At 68.0% G+C, this 19,218-nt stretch carries 12 protein-coding genes; 5 read left to right on the top strand and 7 right to left on the bottom strand.

The window, feature by feature from the left end:
• Positions 1-8 precede the first annotated feature (8 nt).
• Positions 9-2,651, top strand: a complete 2,643-nt coding sequence (locus SOM18_RS02950) for a M1 family metallopeptidase (RefSeq protein WP_235188370.1) — start codon at positions 9-11, stop codon at positions 2,649-2,651.
• Here SOM18_RS02950 and SOM18_RS02945 read toward each other — a convergent pair.
• The gene (locus SOM18_RS02945) at positions 2,648-4,831 is read right to left on the bottom strand and encodes a penicillin acylase family protein (protein ID WP_031440718.1); all 2,184 of its coding nucleotides are present in this window, start codon (positions 4,829-4,831) and stop codon (positions 2,648-2,650) included. The genes SOM18_RS02950 and SOM18_RS02945 overlap by 4 nt on opposite strands.
• Positions 4,832-4,913: 82 nt before the next feature.
• On the bottom strand, positions 4,914-6,197 hold the full coding sequence (locus SOM18_RS02940; protein WP_031396629.1) for a DEAD/DEAH box helicase: 1,284 nt from the start codon (positions 6,195-6,197) through the stop codon (positions 4,914-4,916).
• A 559-nt stretch (positions 6,198-6,756) separates the two neighbouring features.
• Between SOM18_RS02940 and SOM18_RS02935 the strand changes: the two genes are divergently transcribed.
• Together SOM18_RS02935 and SOM18_RS02930 are read left to right on the top strand one after the other, a co-directional pair.
• On the top strand, positions 6,757-9,903 hold the full coding sequence (locus SOM18_RS02935) for a TonB-dependent receptor (protein WP_320481262.1): 3,147 nt from the start codon (positions 6,757-6,759) through the stop codon (positions 9,901-9,903).
• A 105-nt stretch (positions 9,904-10,008) separates the two neighbouring features.
• A complete protein-coding gene (locus tag SOM18_RS02930; RefSeq protein WP_031440720.1) occupies positions 10,009-11,676 on the top strand; it encodes a glycoside hydrolase family 43 protein in 1,668 nt (555 codons plus the stop codon).
• Positions 11,677-11,758: 82 nt separating this feature from the next.
• Here the strand turns inward: SOM18_RS02930 and SOM18_RS02925 are convergent, their stop codons facing one another.
• The 5 genes from SOM18_RS02925 to SOM18_RS02905 form a co-directional block, all read right to left on the bottom strand.
• Entirely contained in the window at positions 11,759-12,139 is a 381-nt protein-coding gene (locus SOM18_RS02925; RefSeq protein WP_031394795.1) for a hypothetical protein, read from the bottom strand.
• A gap of 121 nt (positions 12,140-12,260) precedes the next feature.
• Positions 12,261-12,914: an alpha/beta fold hydrolase gene (locus tag SOM18_RS02920; protein ID WP_031440721.1), complete on the bottom strand. Its 654-nt coding sequence runs from the start codon at positions 12,912-12,914 to the stop codon at positions 12,261-12,263.
• A gap of 63 nt (positions 12,915-12,977) precedes the next feature.
• Positions 12,978-14,279, bottom strand: a complete 1,302-nt coding sequence (locus tag SOM18_RS02915; protein ID WP_031440836.1) for a CitMHS family transporter — start codon at positions 14,277-14,279, stop codon at positions 12,978-12,980.
• Between the two features lie 170 nt (positions 14,280-14,449).
• Positions 14,450-15,955, bottom strand: coding sequence for an OprO/OprP family phosphate-selective porin (locus SOM18_RS02910; RefSeq protein ID WP_320481261.1), 1,506 nt, complete (start codon positions 15,953-15,955; stop codon positions 14,450-14,452).
• The gene (locus SOM18_RS02905) at positions 15,952-17,040 is read right to left on the bottom strand and encodes an ABC transporter substrate-binding protein (RefSeq protein WP_031439545.1); all 1,089 of its coding nucleotides are present in this window, start codon (positions 17,038-17,040) and stop codon (positions 15,952-15,954) included. Before SOM18_RS02905 ends, SOM18_RS02910 begins: the two co-directional genes overlap by 4 nt.
• A gap of 113 nt (positions 17,041-17,153) precedes the next feature.
• Between SOM18_RS02905 and SOM18_RS02900 the strand changes: the two genes are divergently transcribed.
• Together SOM18_RS02900 and SOM18_RS02895 are read left to right on the top strand one after the other, a co-directional pair.
• The gene (locus SOM18_RS02900) at positions 17,154-17,819 is read left to right on the top strand and encodes a response regulator transcription factor (RefSeq protein ID WP_031439546.1); all 666 of its coding nucleotides are present in this window, start codon (positions 17,154-17,156) and stop codon (positions 17,817-17,819) included.
• Positions 17,809-19,209, top strand: coding sequence for a sensor histidine kinase (locus tag SOM18_RS02895; protein ID WP_320481260.1), 1,401 nt, complete (start codon positions 17,809-17,811; stop codon positions 19,207-19,209). The genes SOM18_RS02900 and SOM18_RS02895 overlap by 11 nt, the downstream gene beginning before the upstream one ends.
• The last annotated feature ends 9 nt before the right edge of the window (positions 19,210-19,218 follow it).

Here is a 19,218-nt window from a genome sequence, read left to right as displayed (position 1 = left end):
GCGCGACGATGCATCCGGACACGCCGCGCGAAGCGGACCGCCGCGCCCTTCTGAAGGGCGCGCTCGCACTGCCGGCGATCGGCTGGCCGGGCATGGCGCAGGCGGCCGTCGCCGCCGATCCGCTGACCGGGCCGGGGATATCGCTCGCACTGGCGCAGCGGCGGGCGGCACAGATCGCGCGGGTGCGCTACGCCATCTCGCTCGACGTCACCGCCGCCGACCGTGCGGTCGGGTCGGTCGTGATCCGGTTCGACCGGGTCAGGGACAGCGGCGACCTCGTCCTCGATTTCCGCGGAATGATGCTCACCGGGCTGGAGGCCAACGGTGTAGCGATCCCGGCCACTGCGCGACGCGATGGTCATCTCGTGCTGCCCGCGCGCGTGCTGAAGACCGGAGCCAACAGCGTGTTGGCGCGCTTCGAGACCCCGATCGCCAGCGCAGGCGCCGCGATCATTCGTTTCAAGGACCCGGCCGACGGGCGGACCTATCTCTACACATTGCTGGTGCCGTCGGACGCCAATCTGCTGTTTCCGTGCTTCGATCAGCCCGACCTGAAGGCGCGCATCCGCTGGGACGTCGTCGCGCCCGATGGCTGGACGGTGATCGCCAACGGGCCGGTCGCCGCGAAGACCCCGCAAGGCGCCGCGACCCGCTGGCGGTTCGCCGAGACCGCGCCGATCTCCACCTATCTCGCCGCCTTTGCCGCCGGGCCCTGGGTCGGCACGACGTCGGCCCCCGCCGGGGAGCAGCCGATCACGCTCTACGCCCGCCATTCGCGCGCCGCCGAGGTTGATGCCGAGACACAGCTTGCGACCAACCGCGCAGCGGTGCGCTGGCTCGCGGACTGGTTCGGCATCGCCTTTCCCTTCGCCAAGCTCGATCTGGTGCTCGCGCCGGCCTTTCCCTTCGGCGGCATGGAGCATGTCGGCGCGGTCTTCTACAACGAGGACCGCTTCGTCTTCCGCGAGCCGCCGACGCTGCCGCAGCGGCTGGCGCGCGACCAGACCATCTATCACGAGATCAGCCACCAGTGGTTCGGTGACCTCGTCACGATGCGCTGGTTCGACGATCTGTGGCTGAAGGAGGGGTTCTCGACCTTCATGGCCGCGCGGATCCAGGCGGACCTGCAGCCGGACAGCAACGCCTGGACGACGTTCCTTCTGTCGATCAAGACGCCGGCCTATCGCGCCGACGCGACCAGCGGCACGGCACCGCTCTGGCAATCGCTCGACAATCTCGACGCCGCCAAGAGCAATTACGGACCGATCGTCTACAACAAGGCGCCGGCGGTCATCAAGCAGCTGGCGTTCTTCGTCGGCGAGGACGGGTTCCGGCGCGGCCTGCACCTGTTCCTCACCCGGCATGGCTATGCCAATGCGACCTGGCAGGATCTGCTCGGCGCGGTGGGTGAGGCGTCGGGCATCGATCTGGCTGCGTTCGGTCGCAACTATGTCCTGCGCGCAGGGCTGCCGCGGATCGAGACCGCGCTGACGCTCGCGCAGGGGCGTATCGACGCGCTCGTTTTGAAGCAGCGACCGGAGAGCAGGCTGCCGGGTGATCCGGGTGGCGCCTGGCCGATGAAGGTGCGCGTCCGCCTCGGCTACCACGACCGCGAGGACATCGTGCTCGACGCACGCTTCGAGGGGGCGGTCGCGACCGTCGACAAGGCCGCCGGACTGCCCGCGCCCGACTATGTCTGGGCGAATGACGACGACCAGGGTTACGGCCTGTTCATGCCCGACGACCGGACCGTCGCGTGGATCGCGGCGCGGGTCGGCAGCGTGACGGACAGCCTGTTGCGCGCGATGCTGTGGAGCGCGCTCTGGGACGTCGTCCGCGACCGCCGGCTGCCGCCCGAACGCTATCTTGCGGTGCTGTTGCGCGCGCTTCCCGCCGAGCGCGACGAACAGATATCGCGTGCGATCCTGTCGCGCGGGGCGGCGGCGCTCGACGTCTACCTCACCGAGGCGCGTGGCGCGGGGCTCCGGGCGGGCTGGGAGACCGCGCTGCTCGCGCGGATCGACGATGCGGCGATCGGCTATGGACTGCGCAAAGACGCGCTCGATCGACTGATCGCGACCGCGCGGACGCCGCTCGCGCTCGACCGCCTCCGCGCCCTGCTTGACGGCCGCGCGCGACTGGCCGGCGAGCCGATCCGCCAGCCGACGCGCTGGGCGATCGTCCGGCGGCTGATCACGATCGACGCGCCCGACGCGGGCACGCGCTTCACCGCCGAGCGCACGCGCGACACCTCGACGGAGGCCGCTAAGGATGCGTTCGTCGCCGAGGCTGCATCCCCGCGAGCCACGGTGAAGACCGCCTATTTCAAGCGCTATTTCGACGATGCCGCGCTCAACGAGGCATGGGCGAGCGAAAGCCTCGGCGCGTTCAATGCGGACGGGCAGGCGGCGCTGACGATCGGCTTCCTGCGACCGGCGCTCGATCGGCTGCTGTGGATCCGGCAGAATCGCCGCATCTTCTTCCTGCCCGCCTGGATCGACGCGTTCATCGGCGGGCAAGTGAGCCCGGAGGCGCTGCGGATCGTCGACGATTTTCTTGGCGAGCAGCGGTCGCTGCCGATCGACGTGCGCCGCAAGATCCTGCTGGCGCGCGACGAACTGGCGCGCACCGTCGCCATTCGAAAGACCTAGCCGCCGGGACGATATCGCCGGGCGACATGCCCCTTGAGCTCGTCGGGATGGAAATAGACGGGACGCAGTGTGCCGCCGGCGTAGCGCGCGGTCTGGTCGGCGAAGTGTGGGGACGTGATATCGCCGCTCTGGCCGCCGACCATCACCGCCGTCGCCTTCACGCGCGGTCCGAATTCGACGACCGCGACGAAGCTGTTGCCGCTGGTCCCGTAATAGCGCTTCGTCCCCGGCCAGCGCTTGGCGCCGAACGATGCGAGGCTGCCCCATTGCGCGGACGTGAAGGGGATGGGCGTCGATGCGCGCGCATCGTCGAAATGCGGCTGGATCGCGTCGTCGAGCCGCTGGAAGCGGTTGATCGCCTGCCACGGCGTTCGCCAGTCGCCAAAGTCGCGGGTCAGCTGATCGACCGCGGCCGACAGCGCGGCCAGCTTGGCCTCCGGCGTGACGCGCGTGGCGATGTAGTCGGGCACGTTCATCCGCTCAGCCTGTGCGAACCCGCCAACCTCGCGCCACAGCTGATCGCCCCAGAACACCGCAAGGCTGGTAGCCACCGAGCCATAGCCCCAGCGGTGATCCCAGCGATCGAGCAGCGCGATCGGCGCCGCGAGTTTCGCCCGGCGTGGATCGCTGGCAGGCAGCGTCCGCCAGGCGTCGACCAGACCGGGGAGAAGCCGCGCAAAGGCGGGGAGGTAGGGATCGTATGCCGCCGCACGCAGCGTCTCCGCGGTCCAGCCGCGTTTCCCGGTCAGCAACAGATCCGCATGGACGCCGCGCGCATTGCCGCCGACCTGATCCATGTAGCGAGGATAGTCCGCCGCCCGCGGACTATCGGGTCCGGCCGCGCTCCAGGGCCAGTCATTGGTGTTGTGCACCCAGCCGGTGCGTGGGTTCGCAACGCTCGGCAGCGTGGCGAGCCCGTGCAGCCCTCGCCAGTCGGTCGCCGGGTCACTGCCGTCGACGGGCCGGGTATAGTCGAACCGGTCACTTCTGATCGGCATGAACTGCGGCATCAGGAACGCGATCTCGCCCTTGGCGTCGGCGAACAGCGTGTCGTTTGACGAATTCGCCTTGCGCTGTGCAACCGCCATATAGCCTGCCAGGTCGGTCGCCTTGGTCCGCAGATAGCTTTGCTCGAGCGCAGGCACGGGCTTCCACATCAGCGCGGTCGCGATCCAGCGCCCCGCCTTGCTCGCGACGATCGGGCCGTGATGCGTGCGATAGGTCGTGAAGCGGCGCGTGCCCGACGTCCCGTCGGCGTTGCGGACGCGCAAGGTGACGACCTTCGTGGTGACCGGCCGCAGCGCCTTGCCGTAGCGATAGCGGTAGCCGGTGTCGCCGCGGACGACCCGTTCGGCAAAGTCATCGACATTGTCGACCGTCGACGAGGTGTGCATCCAGCCCGCAGACGGGTTGAACCCCTGATAGACGAAGAATTGGCCCCAGGTACTTGCGCCATAGGCGTTGAGCCCCTGGTCGCTCGTCATCTGCGCCTCGGAGCGGAAATAGAAGCTGGTGTGCGGGTTGATCAGCAGCAGCGCATGACCGTTCGCGGTCAGGCGCGGTGCGATCGCGATCCCGTTCGACCCCGACGGTTCGCGCGGCACCATGCCCAGCTCTTCGGGGCTGGGCGGCGTCGGCGTACCGTAGAAGGTCTTGAGGTCGCTCAGCGATATCCGCTCGATATCGCCGCCGATGCTGCCCTCGGTAAAGCTCAGGGCCATCCACGGCTCGAACCGGGTGAGGACCCTTGGCTTCCGCTGCGGATTGGTCGCCAAATAATAGTTCAGCCCGTCGGCCCAGGCCTGCATCAACGTCCGCAGCCAGCCGGGGCTTGCCGCATAGTCGCGCTGGAGTTCAGCTGGGTCTACGAACAGCCGCTGCCGCAAGTCGGCCCAGACCGCGTCCTCGCCGTCCGCCTCCGCGCTCCGGCCGAGCGCGGTCAGGTAATTCGCCTCGATCCGCGCAAAGTCATCCTCGGCCTGAGCGTAGATCAGCCCGAACACCGCATCCGCGTCGGACCGGCCGCGGACATGCGGGATCCCCCAATCGTCGCGGGAGATCGTCACGCGTGCCGCCTGCGCCGCCCACCGTGCCCGCTCGGTCGGTGGGGCACTGGGCGCCGTCGTCAGCATCGCCAACAGGATCACCGGCATGCGGGCGTGTCGAAGGATCATGGCCATCGCGGCAGCCTAAGCTGCAAACCGGGGAATGACCATGCGTCGCCCCCCGCCGTCACGACGGGGTCGACACGGTGCTCCGCGGTCAGGCGGCCTGGGCGGCCATACGCGCGGCGAGCTTCTCTTCCTCGGTCCACACCTTGCGCTCGCGTGGCGGCTTGGGCGCCTTGACCTGCTTGACCGGGCCACCGCCCAGCACCGGTGCACGCTTGGTCGAGTGACGCGCGACTTCGCAATGCCATTCGTGATCGTCATGCACGGTCAGCGTGCGCCCGATCTCGCGCTCGACGTCGTGGAGCCATGCGCGCTGTTCGGCGTCGCACAGCGTGACCGCGAAACCGCTGCGGCCCGCACGCCCGGTCCGGCCGATGCGGTGGACATAGCTTTCGGGCAGGCTCGGCAGGTCGTGGTTGAAGACGTGGGTCACCGTGTCGACGTCGATCCCGCGCGCCGCGATGTCGGTCGCGACGAGCACCTGGACGGTGCCGGCACGGAACGCGTCGAGCGCGCGCTCGCGCTGGCCTTGCGACTTGTTGCCGTGCAGCGCCTCGGCGGTGATCCCCGCTTCGCCGATGAACGCGCAGACGTCGTTGGCGATGTTCTTCTGGAGCGTGAACACGACCGCCTGACCGATGTCGGGCGTGCGCAGCAGCGCGAGCAGCGCGTCCTTCTTGTTCGCGGCGTCGAGGAACATCACCGATTGCTCGATCCGGTCGACCGTGGTCGAGGGCGGGGCGATCTCGACCTTCGCCGGATCGCGCAACAGGCTGTCGGCCAGCGTCGCGATCGACTTTGGCATCGTCGCCGAGAACAGCAAAGTGTGCCGGTCCGCGGGCAAGGTTGCGACGATCCGCTCGATCGGCTTGGCAAAGCCCATGTCGAGCATCTGGTCGGCCTCGTCGAGCACCAGCGCCTCGAGCGCCGACAGGTCGCAAAGCCCCTGTTCGACCAGATCGAGCAGACGGCCGGGCGCCGCGACGATGATGTCGACGCCCGCCTCGAGCGCCTTGACCTGGTGGAACTGACTGACGCCGCCGAAGATCGTCATCACGCTCGGCTTCAGGTGGCGGCCGAAGCTCTCGAACCCGGCGGCGATCTGCGACACGAGTTCGCGCGTCGGCGCGAGGACGAGGATGCGCGCGCCCCCCTTGGGGGCAGGGCGGGGATCGGCGGCGAGCCGGTGGAGCAGCGGCAGCGCGAACGCGGCGGTCTTGCCCGTGCCGGTCTGCGCCATGCCGAGCATGTCGCGGCCCTGCAGCAGCTGCGGGATCGACTGCGCCTGGATCGGCGTCGGGTGGGCATAGCCCTGTTCGGCGAGCGCCTCGAGCAGGAAGGGCGCCAGGGCGAGGTCGGCGAAGGTCGTGGTCATGGTAAAGCGGCGCCTCCGGCGCTGGGCAAGGCCGCGCCTGGTCGGGCTTAGCATTTCGGGAGCGCGCGCTGGTAGGTTTTATGCTGCACTGCGTCAACGCGGAATAGCGGCAGGGTGCAGGGGCATTAGCTTACCGGCGGCAGCGGGCGACCTTTGAGAACAAAATGCGCCACGGACCGCTCCGATCAGACGTCCTCGCGGTCTCCGGAAAGGCCCTAAGGGATTGGCCAAACCAAAACCGGCTTGACTCGCTAACCAATCATGGCGAGATACCGGTAACATCAGACTGCGTCAGACGGTTTCATGAGGGATAGGATGAATGACCATGAAAGTGTCCGGCCAATGTCGCGGCCGCCAGATCGGCCGGCAGATGCCCCAGGCGGGCGTGCCGCTACGGCGCTTCCCCTGAGTCAGCTCGGGTAGCCCTGCGCGCCTACCGGCTGATCAAATACGCAAACAGCACCACGTTTTAGCCAAACCGGGACCCGCTTTCCGCGCCCCAGTACCGATTTCGTATGCCGCAACGAACGGCAACGACCCCACAGAGAGGACCCTGATCATGAAGGCATTTCGACAGCCGCGTTTGACGCGCGCAGCCTTGTTATGCGCTACCACCCTGGCCGTGTTGGCGCCGTCGATCGCGCTGGCGCAGACGGTGCCGCCGCCGCAGGAGCAGGTGCCGGACAATGGTCAGGATCCCGCCCCGGCAACGCCGCCCGCGCCGCAGACCGAGGACACGCAGGGCACGCCCAGCGAGGACATCGTCGTCACCGGCTACCGGTCGAGCCTCGCCAAGTCGACCGACGCCAAGCGCGCGTCGACCGGCTTCACCGATTCGATCTTTGCCGAGGATATCGGCAAGTTTCCCGACACCAACATCGCCGAATCCTTCAACCGCATTCCCGGCATCACGATCACCCGCGACGTGACGGGTGAGGGGACCAATGTCGCGATCCGCGGGCTCGGGTCGAATTTCACCAACGTGACGCTCAACGGCGCGACGATCGCGGTCGCGTCATCGGGTGCGACCGACGCGCAGGGCACGGACCGCTCGGTCGACCTGAGCTTCTTCCCGACCGAATTGTTCACCAAGCTGACCGTCAACAAGAGCTATACGGCCGACCTGCTCGAGGGCGGCGCGGCGGGCAATATCGATCTGCGCTCGGCACGTCCGCTCGACCGCGCGACCGGCTTCCTGAACTATAACGTCCAGGGCACGCGCCAGTCGCCCGAGGACCGGATCGGCGCGCGCGGCGCGCTGATCGGCAGCTGGCGGACCGACACGTTCGGAATCCTGGCCGGCGTGTCGGCACAAAGGCTGTTCACCGATACGCGCGGGTTCGAGACGATTGGCTATACCAATCCGGCGCTGACCGCGGCGCAGTGCGGCGCCGCGTCGGGCTGCAACACGACCGGTGGCGGCAACTGGACGATCCCGGCGGTGGTGCCGGCCGGCGCCGGCGCCGGGCTGGTCGCGGGGACGCCGATCGACCGGGCGTTCTTGCTCGCGAACAACCCCGGCGCGACGATCCAGCAGATCGACAATGCGCTGCTCCCGCGGCTCGGTCGTACGACCAGCATCCGCGGCCCGCGCGACCGGATCAACGCGATCGTCAGCACCGAATGGCAGCCGACCGATGCGCTGCATTTCTACATCGACGGTCTGTACGGCTACAAGAAGAACGAACTCACCCGCGAGAACATGGCCTGGATCGTCCGCAACGGCGCGATCATTCCGACCAACCTGACCTTCGACAATCCCGATTGCACGATCGGGTGCGTGGTGACCGGCGGGACATTTGCGAACGCGCAGTTCTTCAACGAATTCCGCCCCTATACCGAGACGACCAAGCTGGTCAGCATCAACCCGGGCGGCGAATGGGAGATCTCGCCGACGCTCAAGGCCTCGCTGCAGGGCAATTATGCGCGGTCGACCTTCCACCGCGAGAGCCCGACCGTGGGCCTCACCACCCCGCTCGGCGTCGGCAACACGGTCACCTACAGCAACACCGGCGGAATCCCGACGATCCAGAGCGGGCTCGACCTCAACGATCCCGCGAATTTCGGCTGGAACGCGGGCAGCCGGGTCGGCATCCAGGACGAGCGGCGTCTCAACAAGAGCAAGGGCGCGCGTGGCGACCTGACCTGGGGCGGCAAGGCGCTCAACCTGAAGATCGGCGGCGCATTCGACGACGTGTCGCGGCGGATCCGCGGGTTCGACAACAGCCAGGCGTGGCAGAATGCGGTCTGCGGGAACAATCCCAACGTGTTCGTCGCATCGCCCAACACCCAGCCGCCCTGCGCAGGCCTCGACGCCCCCGGCGCCGCGCCGGCGGGCTATCCCAGCTATCCCGGCTATGGCACGGGCGCGACCACCGGCCTGGCGGGGCCGGTCAGCTATGGCGGCTCGCTGGTCCCCAATGCGGCGGTCCCCGGCTATCTGAAGCCCGGCCCGGCAGGGTTCGTCACGGTCGACTGGCCGGCCTTTGCCGCCGCCACCAACTATGACAGCTTCCACGACGCGGCGCCCGAAACGGGGGCTGCCAACACCGGCGCCAGCGGCGGTGCGATCCGCGAGGTCGTAAAATCCGCCTTCGCCACGCTCAACGGCGCGCAGCAGATCGGCGACAACACCCTGCGGTTCAATGTCGGTGTACGCTACGTCAACACGATCCAGACGATCACGGGTCGCGTCTCGCTGCCGGATCCGCGCAACACGACCAGCACGGGCGCGAGCTTGCCCGACGGCAGCCGCTACGTGAATATCGTCAGCGAGGTGTCGACGCGCAACGTCTATTCGAAATGGCTTCCCGCCGCGACCTTCGCCTATGACCTTGGCGACCAGGCGGTGGTGCGTGTCGCCGGCTCGCGTACGATGACGCGTCCGGACCCCTCGGCGCAGCTTCCCGGGGTCAACTTCGGTGCGCCGTCGGCGGATCAGGCGAACATCGGCAACCCGGCGCTCAAGCCGTACATGTCGACCAACCTCGATCTCGGTTTCGAATATTATACCGGCCGCGAAGGCGTCGTCAGCTTCAACGCATTCCGCAAGTCGATCGAGGGGTTCACCAACACCGCGATCAACACCGTGCCGTTCGCGGCGCTGGCGCAATATGGCATCACCTTCGACACGCTCAACGCCAACCAGCAGTTCGCGATCCAGTCGCGCGGCGGCCCCGGCGTCGCGCAGGTCCAGGTCACGTCGCAGGTCAACGTCCCCAACAAGCTGACGATCAACGGCCTCGAATTCCAGTGGGTCCAGCCGCTCGACTTCCTGACCCGGATGATCGGCGTCACGGGCTTCGGCTTCAATGCCAATGCGACGATCGTCGATCAGCGCAGCGATGGCCCGGCAACCGCGTTCGGCGTGTCGCCCTTCACCTACAACATCACCAGCTTCTACGAGAAGAACGGCGTGATGCTCCGGGTGGCGACGACCTCGCGTCAGGGCGCACAGAATAGCGGCGCGGCGCAGAACGGTATCCCGGCGGCGGCGCTGTTCGGGACGGACTATACGACCTACGACTTCTCGTCGTCGTTCGACCTCGACAAGATCTTCGGCCTGGCGGGCGCACCGCAGCTGACGGTCAACGTGTCGAACTTCACCGACGCGACGCTGCGGTCCTATTTCCAGTTCGAGAATGCGACGTTCACGCAGTATAAGCCGGGACGTCAGTTCCTGATCGGCCTGCGCGGCACCTTCTAGGACCGACGGTCGGGACGGTCGCCATCGCGCGATCGTCCCGGCAGCCGCTCAAGGACCCGACGACCAGTCTGTACGCCGCCCGCTCCGGACAAAGGATTCCCCCTCATGCGCATCCTCACCCTCGCTCTCATCGCGCTCGCCGGCACCAGCGTCGCGCAGGGCAGCCCGGCACAGACCGCCGCTGCGCCGTCCGACGCATCGCCCCGGTTCGGCCGGTTTAGCTATGAGGGGCGGTCGCCCGGCGCGGCACCGTTGCAGCGCAACCAGTATCGCAACCCGATCCTGTCGGGCTATTATCCCGACCCGTCGGTCACGCGGGTCGGCGAGGACTATTATCTCGTCAATTCGTCGTTCGCGCATTTCCCCGGATTGCCGGTCTTCCATTCGCGCGACCTCGTGAACTGGACTCAGATCGGCAACGCGATCGACCGCCCCGATCAGCTCGACTTCACCGGCATGCGGACGTCGCAGGCGGTGTTTGCGCCCGACATCTCCCATCACGACGGCGTCTTCTACATCGTCAACACCTGCGTCGAGTGCAAAGGCAATTTCGTCATCACCGCACGCAATCCCGCCGGCCCCTGGTCCGCGCCGATCTGGCTGCCGTTCGAGGGCATCGATCCCTCGATCTTCTGGGAAGGCGACAAGGCCTATATCGTCAATAACCGCGCCCCCGCCGAACCGCCGCGCTATGACGGGCACCGCGCGATCTGGATCCAGGAATATGACTGGCGCAAGGGGCAGATGGTCGGCGAGAGCACGCAGCTCGTCAATGGCGGCGTCGACCTGTCGAAAAAGCCGGTGTGGATCGAAGGGCCGCACATCTTCCGCAAGGATGGCTGGTATTATCTGACCGCCGCGGAGGGCGGCACGAGCGTCAACCATTCTCAGGTCGTGCTCCGGTCGCGGACCTTGCGCGGCCGCTATGAGCCCTATGCCGGCAACCCCATACTGACGCAGCGTGATCTCGACCCCGCGAGGTCGCGGCCGATCACATCGGCGGGGCATGCCGAACTGGTCCAGACTCAGACGGGCGAGTGGTGGGCGACCTTTCTCGCGGTCCGGCCCTATGCGGGGGACTATTACAATATCGGACGCGAGACGTTCCTGCTCCCCGTGACCTGGAAGGATGGCTGGCCGATCATCCTGCCCAAGGGGCAGCGCGTTCCCGAAGTCGCGGCCTCGCCCGGACTGCCCGCGCAGCGCCCGGGAACAGTGCCGACGGCCGGCGCCTTTTCCTATGTCGACGAGTTCGACGGCGATCGTCTGGCGATGCAATGGGTCGGTGTCCGCACCCCCAAGGCACCCTTTTATCGCCTGACCGGTGGAGAGCTCGTGCTCGGCCGGGGAGCACCGATGGGCGATCTCGCGGGCGTTCCCGCCTTTGTCGGCCGGCGCCAGCAGCATCACGACGCGACGATCTCGACCACGCTGCGCTTCTCGCCAAAGACCGGCGATCGTGCCGGCCTCGCCGCGATGCAGAGCGACAAGGCGCATCTCTTCTTCGGGCTGACGCGGATTGCGGAGAAACCTGTCGTCGCCCTCTACACAACGCAGGAAGGCAAGGAGCAGCTCGTCGCAAGCGCGCCGGTCGATCCGGCGGGCCCGGTCACGCTGACGATCGACGCCACCGGGGGTACGATGCGCTTCAGCTACACGACCGGCGCAACGCCTCGCACGCTCGCATCAGATGTCGACGTCCGGTTCCTGAGCACGCGGCTGGCGGGCGGTTTCGTCGGGACGCTCGTCGGCCCCTATGCCTGGACGCGCTGACCTCGCGTGGCACCGCTGCGGGCGTGATGCCGAAATAAGAAAAAGGCGCGGGCCGGCTGATTTGCCGGCCCGCGCCCAAAACTCAGGCCTTCTTGCGCGCGCGCTTCGGGCTTGCGGCTGCGGCGACGTCTTCTTCCTCGTCGGGGCTGTCTTCGCCCGCCTCGGTCAGCGCCTCGCCGAGCGCACGCAGCTTGTCCTGCGACGTGTCAGCTTTTTCCGCGATCTTGGTCGTCGCGGCACCAAGCCGGTGCAGCAGCGCATGGACGCGGTCGGCGTCCGGCGCGTCCTTCTCGAGCTGCTTGCGCAGCGATGCCAGGTCGCGAAGAATGCCCTTGGCGCCGGGTGTCTCGATATCGGCGAGTGCGGCTTCCCAATCCTCGACCATGTCGGCGCCCTTGGCGGGCTTCGTCGCGTCGAGACCGCGATTGATCGCGTTCATCGTTCCTGCAAATTTGACGGCCATGTCTGCTCTCTCCTAGCCGGTATCGGCGAGCATCAACGCGGTCGGGCGTCACGAATGTCCCGCCATTCCTATCAACCTGCATCAACATGATCGCATTTTGTTCGGGCGCCCGCCGCGTGTGTCAGCGCAACCAGTTGCGCAGCAGCGCGGTGACCTCACCCGGTCGTTCGAGCGGGGCGAGATGGCCGCAGCCCCGCAGCTCGTGGAATCGCGCGCCCTCGATCAGCGTGGCCAGCGCACGTGCATCGTCGGGCGTGCAGATCCGGTCGCGATCGCCCACCGCGACGAGAGTCGGCACATGGATCGCGGCGATCGCGTCGCTGATGTCGGGCCGTTCGAGCAGCGCGCGCTGCTGGCGTTCGAAGACCGCCTTGCCGACCCGGTCCGCCATCGCCTGCACCGGGCCCGCCACGATCGCGGTCAGTCGCGGATCGGCATGCGGCGCGGTCGCGAGCAGCCCCTGGCCGTCGACCGTCCGCGGACGCATCGTCATCGACGCGCGCGTGCCGAACAGTGCGACACGCAGGACCCGGTCGGGCGCCTGCCGCACCATCTCCATCGCGACATAGCCCCCCAGGCTGACCCCCGACACGGCGAAGCGCGGCGGCGCCTTGGCCAGCACGCGCGCGGCCATCGCCGACAGCGTGTCGTCCTGCGAAAGGTCATGAAACTCGGGCTCGGCGAGCGCGGCAAGATCCATGATCTGCCGTGCCCAGAGCCGGCCGTCACACCCCATGGCAGGCAGCAGCACGAGCGGGATCGGTGAACGGGTCATGCGGTGTCTCCGGTGGCGGGAAGCAGGGGGCGGGCGGGGGGCATCATCGGGCGGCCCGACCGGTCAGGCGACGAACGGGAAGGCGAGCGCGATCATGCCCACCACCGTCATCACCGCGCAGACCAGGATCGCCGGCACCAGCGTGAAGCGCTGATGATCCGCCAGATCGATCCCGACCAGGCTGACGAGCAGATAGGTCGACGGCACCAGTGGGCTGAGCAGATGGACCGGCTGGCCCATCAGCGACGCGCGCGCGATCGCCTCGGGCGCGACCCCGTAATGCGCGCCCGCCTCGGCGAGGATCGGCAGCATCCCGAAATAGAAGGCGTCGTTCGAGATGAAGAAGGTGAAGGGCAGGCTGAGCGCTGCGGTGATCGGCGCCATATAGGGGCCCATCGCCGGCGGGATCACGCCGACCACGGCCTTGCTCATCGCCTCGACCATCCCGGTGCCGCCAAGGATTCCGGTGAAGATGCCCGCCGCGAAGATCAGCGACACGACTGCCAGCACATTGCCGGCATGCGCGGAGATCCGCTCCTTCTGGTCGGCGACGCCGGGATAGTTGACGATCATCGCGATCGCGAAGGCGAGCATCATCAGCACCGACAGCGGCAGGATGCCCCAGACGAGCAGCGTCAGCAGCGTGACTACGAGCGCTGCGTTGAACCAGATCAGCTTGGGCCGGCGTGCTTCGGGATATTGCGACACCGCCATGCCGGTGAACGTGTCGGTCGCGGTGATGCCCGCTTCGCCCATGCGCGCGCGTTCCTTGCGACCGAAATACACCGCCAGCCCGACGAGGAAGGCGAGCCCTGCGATCATGCCGGGGATGAGCGGCAGGAACAGCGTCGCGGGATCGAGCTTCAGCGCGCTTGCCGCGCGTGCGGTCGGCCCGCCCCACGGCGTCAGGTTCATGATCCCGCTCGTCGTCATCAGCAGGCAGACGAGATACAGGCGGTTCATGTCATAGCGCTTGTACAGCGGCAGCAGCGCGGCGATCGTGATGATGTAGGTCGTCGAGCCATCGCCATCGAGGCTGACGAGCGCGCACAGCACGACCGTGCCGATCAGGATCCGCATCGGGTCGCCGTGCACCATCCGGATCAGCCGTCCGACCAGCGGATCGAACAGGCCGGTGTCGGTCATCGTCGAGAAGAACAGGATCGCGAACAGCAGCATCACGCCGGTCGGCGCGAGGTTCTTGATACCGTCGATCATCATCGGGCCGAGACCCGCGGCCTCGCCGGCGAAGACGCCGAAGATCGAGGGGATCACGATCAGCGCGACCAGCGGCGTCATCTTCCTGGTCATGATTAACGTCATGAACGTGGCGACCATCAGGAAGCCAAGCAGGGCAAGGTTCATCGCATCGTCCTAGAAAAGGGCGTGAAAAAGGGGGGTGGGGGCAAAACCCCCGTCATCCTGACGAAAGTCAGGACCCAGGGTTACCGAGCGCTGCCCCTTGTGGCTCTGGGTCCTGACGTTCGTCAGGATGACGGAGCGAGGGGGCAATGCTCTACGAACATCACCACGCATCAGAACGTCACACCGACGCGCGCGCTGACCGTCTGGCCGCTGTCGTTGCCGACATAGTCGCCCGCACGATTGTCGGTGTTCCACTGGATCGCGTTGACCTGGAACCGGGTGAAGCTGTTGAGATACCAGTTCACCCCGACCGTCGCGGCCCAGCCGTCGCCGCCGGTCAGCAGGTCGCTGTAATCGAGGCTCTCGTACCGCGCGGTCAGTTCGATCGCGCCGACGCCGCCATCGAAGGTGGGTTTGAGCACCTTGGGCTGGCCGAAGCTGCCGAGCCGCGGGTTATAGGGCGGCAGGTCGCCGGTGAGGAAGAGACCACCCGACACGCTCCACGCCTTGCTGACGAAGTCGGGCCGTCCACCGTCGAGCCGCGCATTGCGCTGGCCGGCTTCGCCCATCACCCACAAGGGCCCGCGATAGCCCCCAAGCTCGACGCCGTAACCCGTCGTCCCGGTCCCGCCCGTCAGCGGTCCGCTCGACACGCGCAACGCGCCGTTGAAGCGTCCGCCGATCACCGTGTTGCGGGTCAGCGTACCCGCGACGGACGACAGCGATTCGTCGAACCCCCAGAGCCCGACATGAAGCACGCCGGTGTCGGACTTGATCGGATTCCAGTGCGCGCGGCCGAGCACGGTGCGGCTGTCGCCGACCGTCTGCGTGCCGTCGATCCGGTCGCCGGTGACGGTCACCGACGCGTGGCCGGTCTTCCAGAAGATCCGCGGCATCACGCCGATGCCGTAAAAGCCGCGCTGCGGGATGATCGCCGTGGCGACCGTCGTGCGCTCGAGGAACGGGGTCGAGTCCGACCCGGTCGATCCCTCGAAGCTGCGGTCGTTGAACAGATGGCCTGCGCGCACGTCGTAATCGAGACCGGGCGTGATACGGTTGCGCCAGCCTACGAACGCGGTGACGACGTCGACCTCGTTTTCGGAAAAGTCGCTTTCGAACTGATAGAAGAAGTGCGTGCCGACGCCACCTTCGAGACCGAGGCGCAGCGCGCGCATCCCCGTCGTCGTGATGTTGCGGCCGTCATATTTCGACCCGAAGCTCGAGCTCACATCGGTCAGGATCCGGCCGCGCGGCTTGAAGGTATAGACGCCGTCCGCCGAGTGGAAGACCGGCAGGCCCGCGCCCCATTCGGTCGTCAGGCCCGATGGATTGTCGCGTGCCGCCACGGCCTGCGCGACGCTGCGGTCGGCGGGGCCGGGGGGCGCGAGCTGCGGTGCGAACGGCACGGTCCGCCGGGGCTCGCCCGTCTGCGCGAGCTGCGGCTGCGGCGCAGCCCCGGTTTGCTGGACAGGTGCCGCCGGCGCAGCCGCCTGCGCGACGACCGCGTTGGTCTCGAGCCGGTCGAGCCGGGACTTGAGCGTGGCAATCTCGGCCGCCTGCGCGCGGACCAGTGCGGCGAGGTCGGCGTCGCCGGGCGCCGGTGCCCCGGTCTGGGCGAGCGCGGGTGTCGCGATGATCAGCGCGACGAGAGCGCAGCCGGTACGAAATGGGGTCATCGGGAAGAGGCTCCGTTGGCAAGAAGGGCGGTCCAGTCGCGCAGGAAGCGCTGGCGCTTGAGATGATCGAGCGTGACGAGAAGCTGCGGTCCGACCCGGATCGGTCGGGCCTGCGCAGCGGGAAGGCGGCGCGCGGGCACGTCGGTGCGGACCGGCCAGAGGCTGCGCTTTGCGAGCAGCGACTGGCCCTCGCGCGACAGCAGGAAGTCGAGGAACAGCTTGGCGGCCGCCGGGTGCGCGGCTTCGCGCGCGATGAACGCGATCCGCGACGTGACGATCGTATAGTCCTTGAGAAACGCGACGCCGATCCGCGGATCGGTGCTCGCGCGCTCGAGCGCATAGGAGCCGATGACGTTGTAGGCGATCGCCTGCCGGCCCTCGGCGACGCCGCGCAGCATCGGCTCGCTGGTCCGCGACAGGACCGGCTTGGTCGCCGCGATCGCCTCCAGCAACGACCGCGTGTCGCGCGTGATCGCCATATCCTCCGACAGATAGAGATAGCCGACATTCGAGCGTGACGGATCGAAGGTCGTCACGCGCCCGGTCAGCGCGGTGCGCTGCGTCCGCAGCAGCGCCTCCAGTTCGGCATGCGTCCGCGGCACGCGCGCCGGCGGCAGCAGCCGCTTGTTGTAGACGATCCCGATCGGCTCGGCAGTGACGCCGAAGCCCATGTTCTTCCAGACCGAGACGGCGGGCAGCGCGGGCTTTTCGGGGCTGGCATAGCTTTGCGCGAAACCGTCGTTGATCAGCTTGACCTGCAGATCCATCGCCGACGACCAGACCAGATCGGCGGACAGGCGCCGCGCGCGCGTCTCGGCGACGAAGCGGCGATACATTTCGGTCGATCCGAGATCGGCGTAGAGGACGGTGATGCCGGGATAGCGTTTGCGAAACGCGGCGACCACCGGCAGCAGCTCGGCGCGATCGGCATTGCCATAGATCCGGACCTGCCGCTCGGCGCGTGCGCTTTCGATCAGCGTGTCATAGGAGCGGGGATAGCCCGCCGGACGCTGCGCCGACACCGCGGTCGCCGCGAACCCGGTCAGCGTGGCCAGCAATCCGATCGTGAAAACCATTCGTGCCATCGTCACCTCTCCTCGCCTTCCGTCTCTGTGTTCGGATAGGCAGTAGCGGTGGAATACGAATCGAAGCTGTCACCAACCTTTCACGCCCTTTTGAATCAACGAGGTAAGCCGATTTGCGCATTCTGCTGATCGAGGACGACGCCGCTCTCGCGCGCAGCATCGCGGCATTGCTGCGGGCGGGCGGCAATGCGGTCGATCATGTCGCGAGCGGCGAGGAGGCTCTCGGCATCGTCGCGGGCGAGCCCTATGCGCTGGTCATCCTCGATGTCGGGCTGCCCGGGATCGACGGTTTCGCGGTGCTCGAGACGCTGCGGCGACGCGGCGAGCGCGTGCCCGTGCTGATGCTGACCGCACGCGATGCGCTGGACGACCGCGTGCGCGGGCTCGATCTCGGCGCCGACGACTATCTGCGCAAGCCGTTCGACCCCGAGGAGCTCGAGGCGCGGGTCCGCGCGCTGGGACGACGGCGCGGCGGCGACCCGCTCCCGGTGCTGAGCGTGGGGAGTTTGACGATGAACCGCTCGACGGGCGATGCGGATATCGCCGGCCGGGTCCTCGATCTGCGCCGTCGCGAACGCGCGGTGCTCGAGGCGCTGGCGATGCGCGCGGGCCGCGTCGTACCGCGCGAGCTGCTGATCGGTGAGGTGTTCGGGTTCGACGAACCCGTCGGCGGCAACGCGATCGAGGTCCATGTCACACGGTTGCGGACCAAGCTTGCCCCCGACGGGCCGGGGATCCGCACCGTCCGCGGCGTCGGCTATATGCTCGATGCCGGCTGAGGCGCGTGCCCCGGCGCTGCGGACGCGCCTGCTGGTGGCGGTGCTCGGCCCGCTGCTCGCTGCGGCAATCCTGATCGGCGTGGTGGGCGCGACGCTGATCACCGATGTCGTTCGGCGCACCAGCGACCGCGTCCTCGGGGGCGCGCTCGGCGCGATCGCGGAGACCGTGCAGGTCGAGCGCGGCGAGGTCACGCTCGACCTGCCCGCCGCCGCGTTCGGGATGCTCGAGAACGCCGAACGCGACAATGTCTACTACCGCATCGCGGTCGGCGGGGACCTGCTCACCGGCTATGCCGACCTGCCCGCACCCGATCTCGCCGCGCTCGCGGTCGATGTGCCCGCCTACCGCTTTGCGCGCTATCGCGGTCAGCGGATCCGCATCGCCGAGGTCCGTCGCGACCTGCCGCGGATCAACCGGCCGGTGATCGTGCAGATCGCCGAGACGATCGACAACCGGTCAGCCCTGACCCGTCGTCTGATGATCGCGCTGCTGATCGGCGAGTGCGTCCTCGTCGGTGGTGCCGCGCTGCTGCTCCGCCCGGCGCTGGGGTGGAGCCTGCGCCCGCTGGCCCGGCTGCGCGGCGCGATCGAGGCGCGCGACAAGCGGGCGCGGCCCGACTTCTCGCCGCTCGACACGGGGCCGCTGCCGCGCGAGCTCCGCCCGCTCGCCGGCGCGTTCGACCGACTGCTCGCGCAGCTCGATACCGCGACGGTCGGCGTGCGCCGCTTCACCGCGGACGCGTCGCACCAGATGCGCACGCCGCTGTCGGTCCTGAAGGTTCAGGTGGCGCTCGCGCGGCGCGGTTCGGGCGCCGAACGTCATGAGGCGCTCGACGAGATCGGCGATGCCGTGACGCGGCTCGAACGGCTCGTCACCCAGTTGCTGGCACTGGCACGGGCGGAGGAGGCCGGAGTGTCCGCCCCGCTCGAAACCGTCGACCTGCGCGAGGTGGCCGCCGCGGTCATCACCCGCCAGATCAACCAGGCGATCGAGGCGGGGATCGACCTCACGCTCGAGACCGATCCGGTCGAAACCTACCAGGTGGCCGGGCACCGGACGTTGATCTTCGAAATCCTGTCGAACCTCGTCGACAACGGCATCCGCTACAATCGCCGCGGCGGCACGGTCACGGTCAGCCTCCAGACCTCGCGCGGGGAGACCGCGATCGCGGTGATCGACGACGGCCCGGGGATCGCGGACAGCCAGCGCGACGTCGCGTTCGACCGCTTCGTCCGTCTCGGCGCACCGGGCAGTCCGGAGGGCAGCGGGCTCGGGCTCGCGATCGTCCGCTCCGCCGTCGCGCGGTTGAACGCGACCGTCGGCTTCGGCGCAGCGGACCGCGGCACGACGATCGTCGTCCGCTTCTCCGGCACCGCCGCGGCCGGCTGACGCCGCAGC

The sequence above is a fragment of the Sphingomonas sp. CFBP9019 genome, from assembly GCF_034045155.1.
Classification (GTDB): Bacteria; Pseudomonadota; Alphaproteobacteria; order Sphingomonadales; family Sphingomonadaceae; genus Sphingomonas; species Sphingomonas aerolata.
Note: the sequence above shows the minus strand (reverse complement) of the source record. Positions and strands in the feature narration are given on the sequence as shown.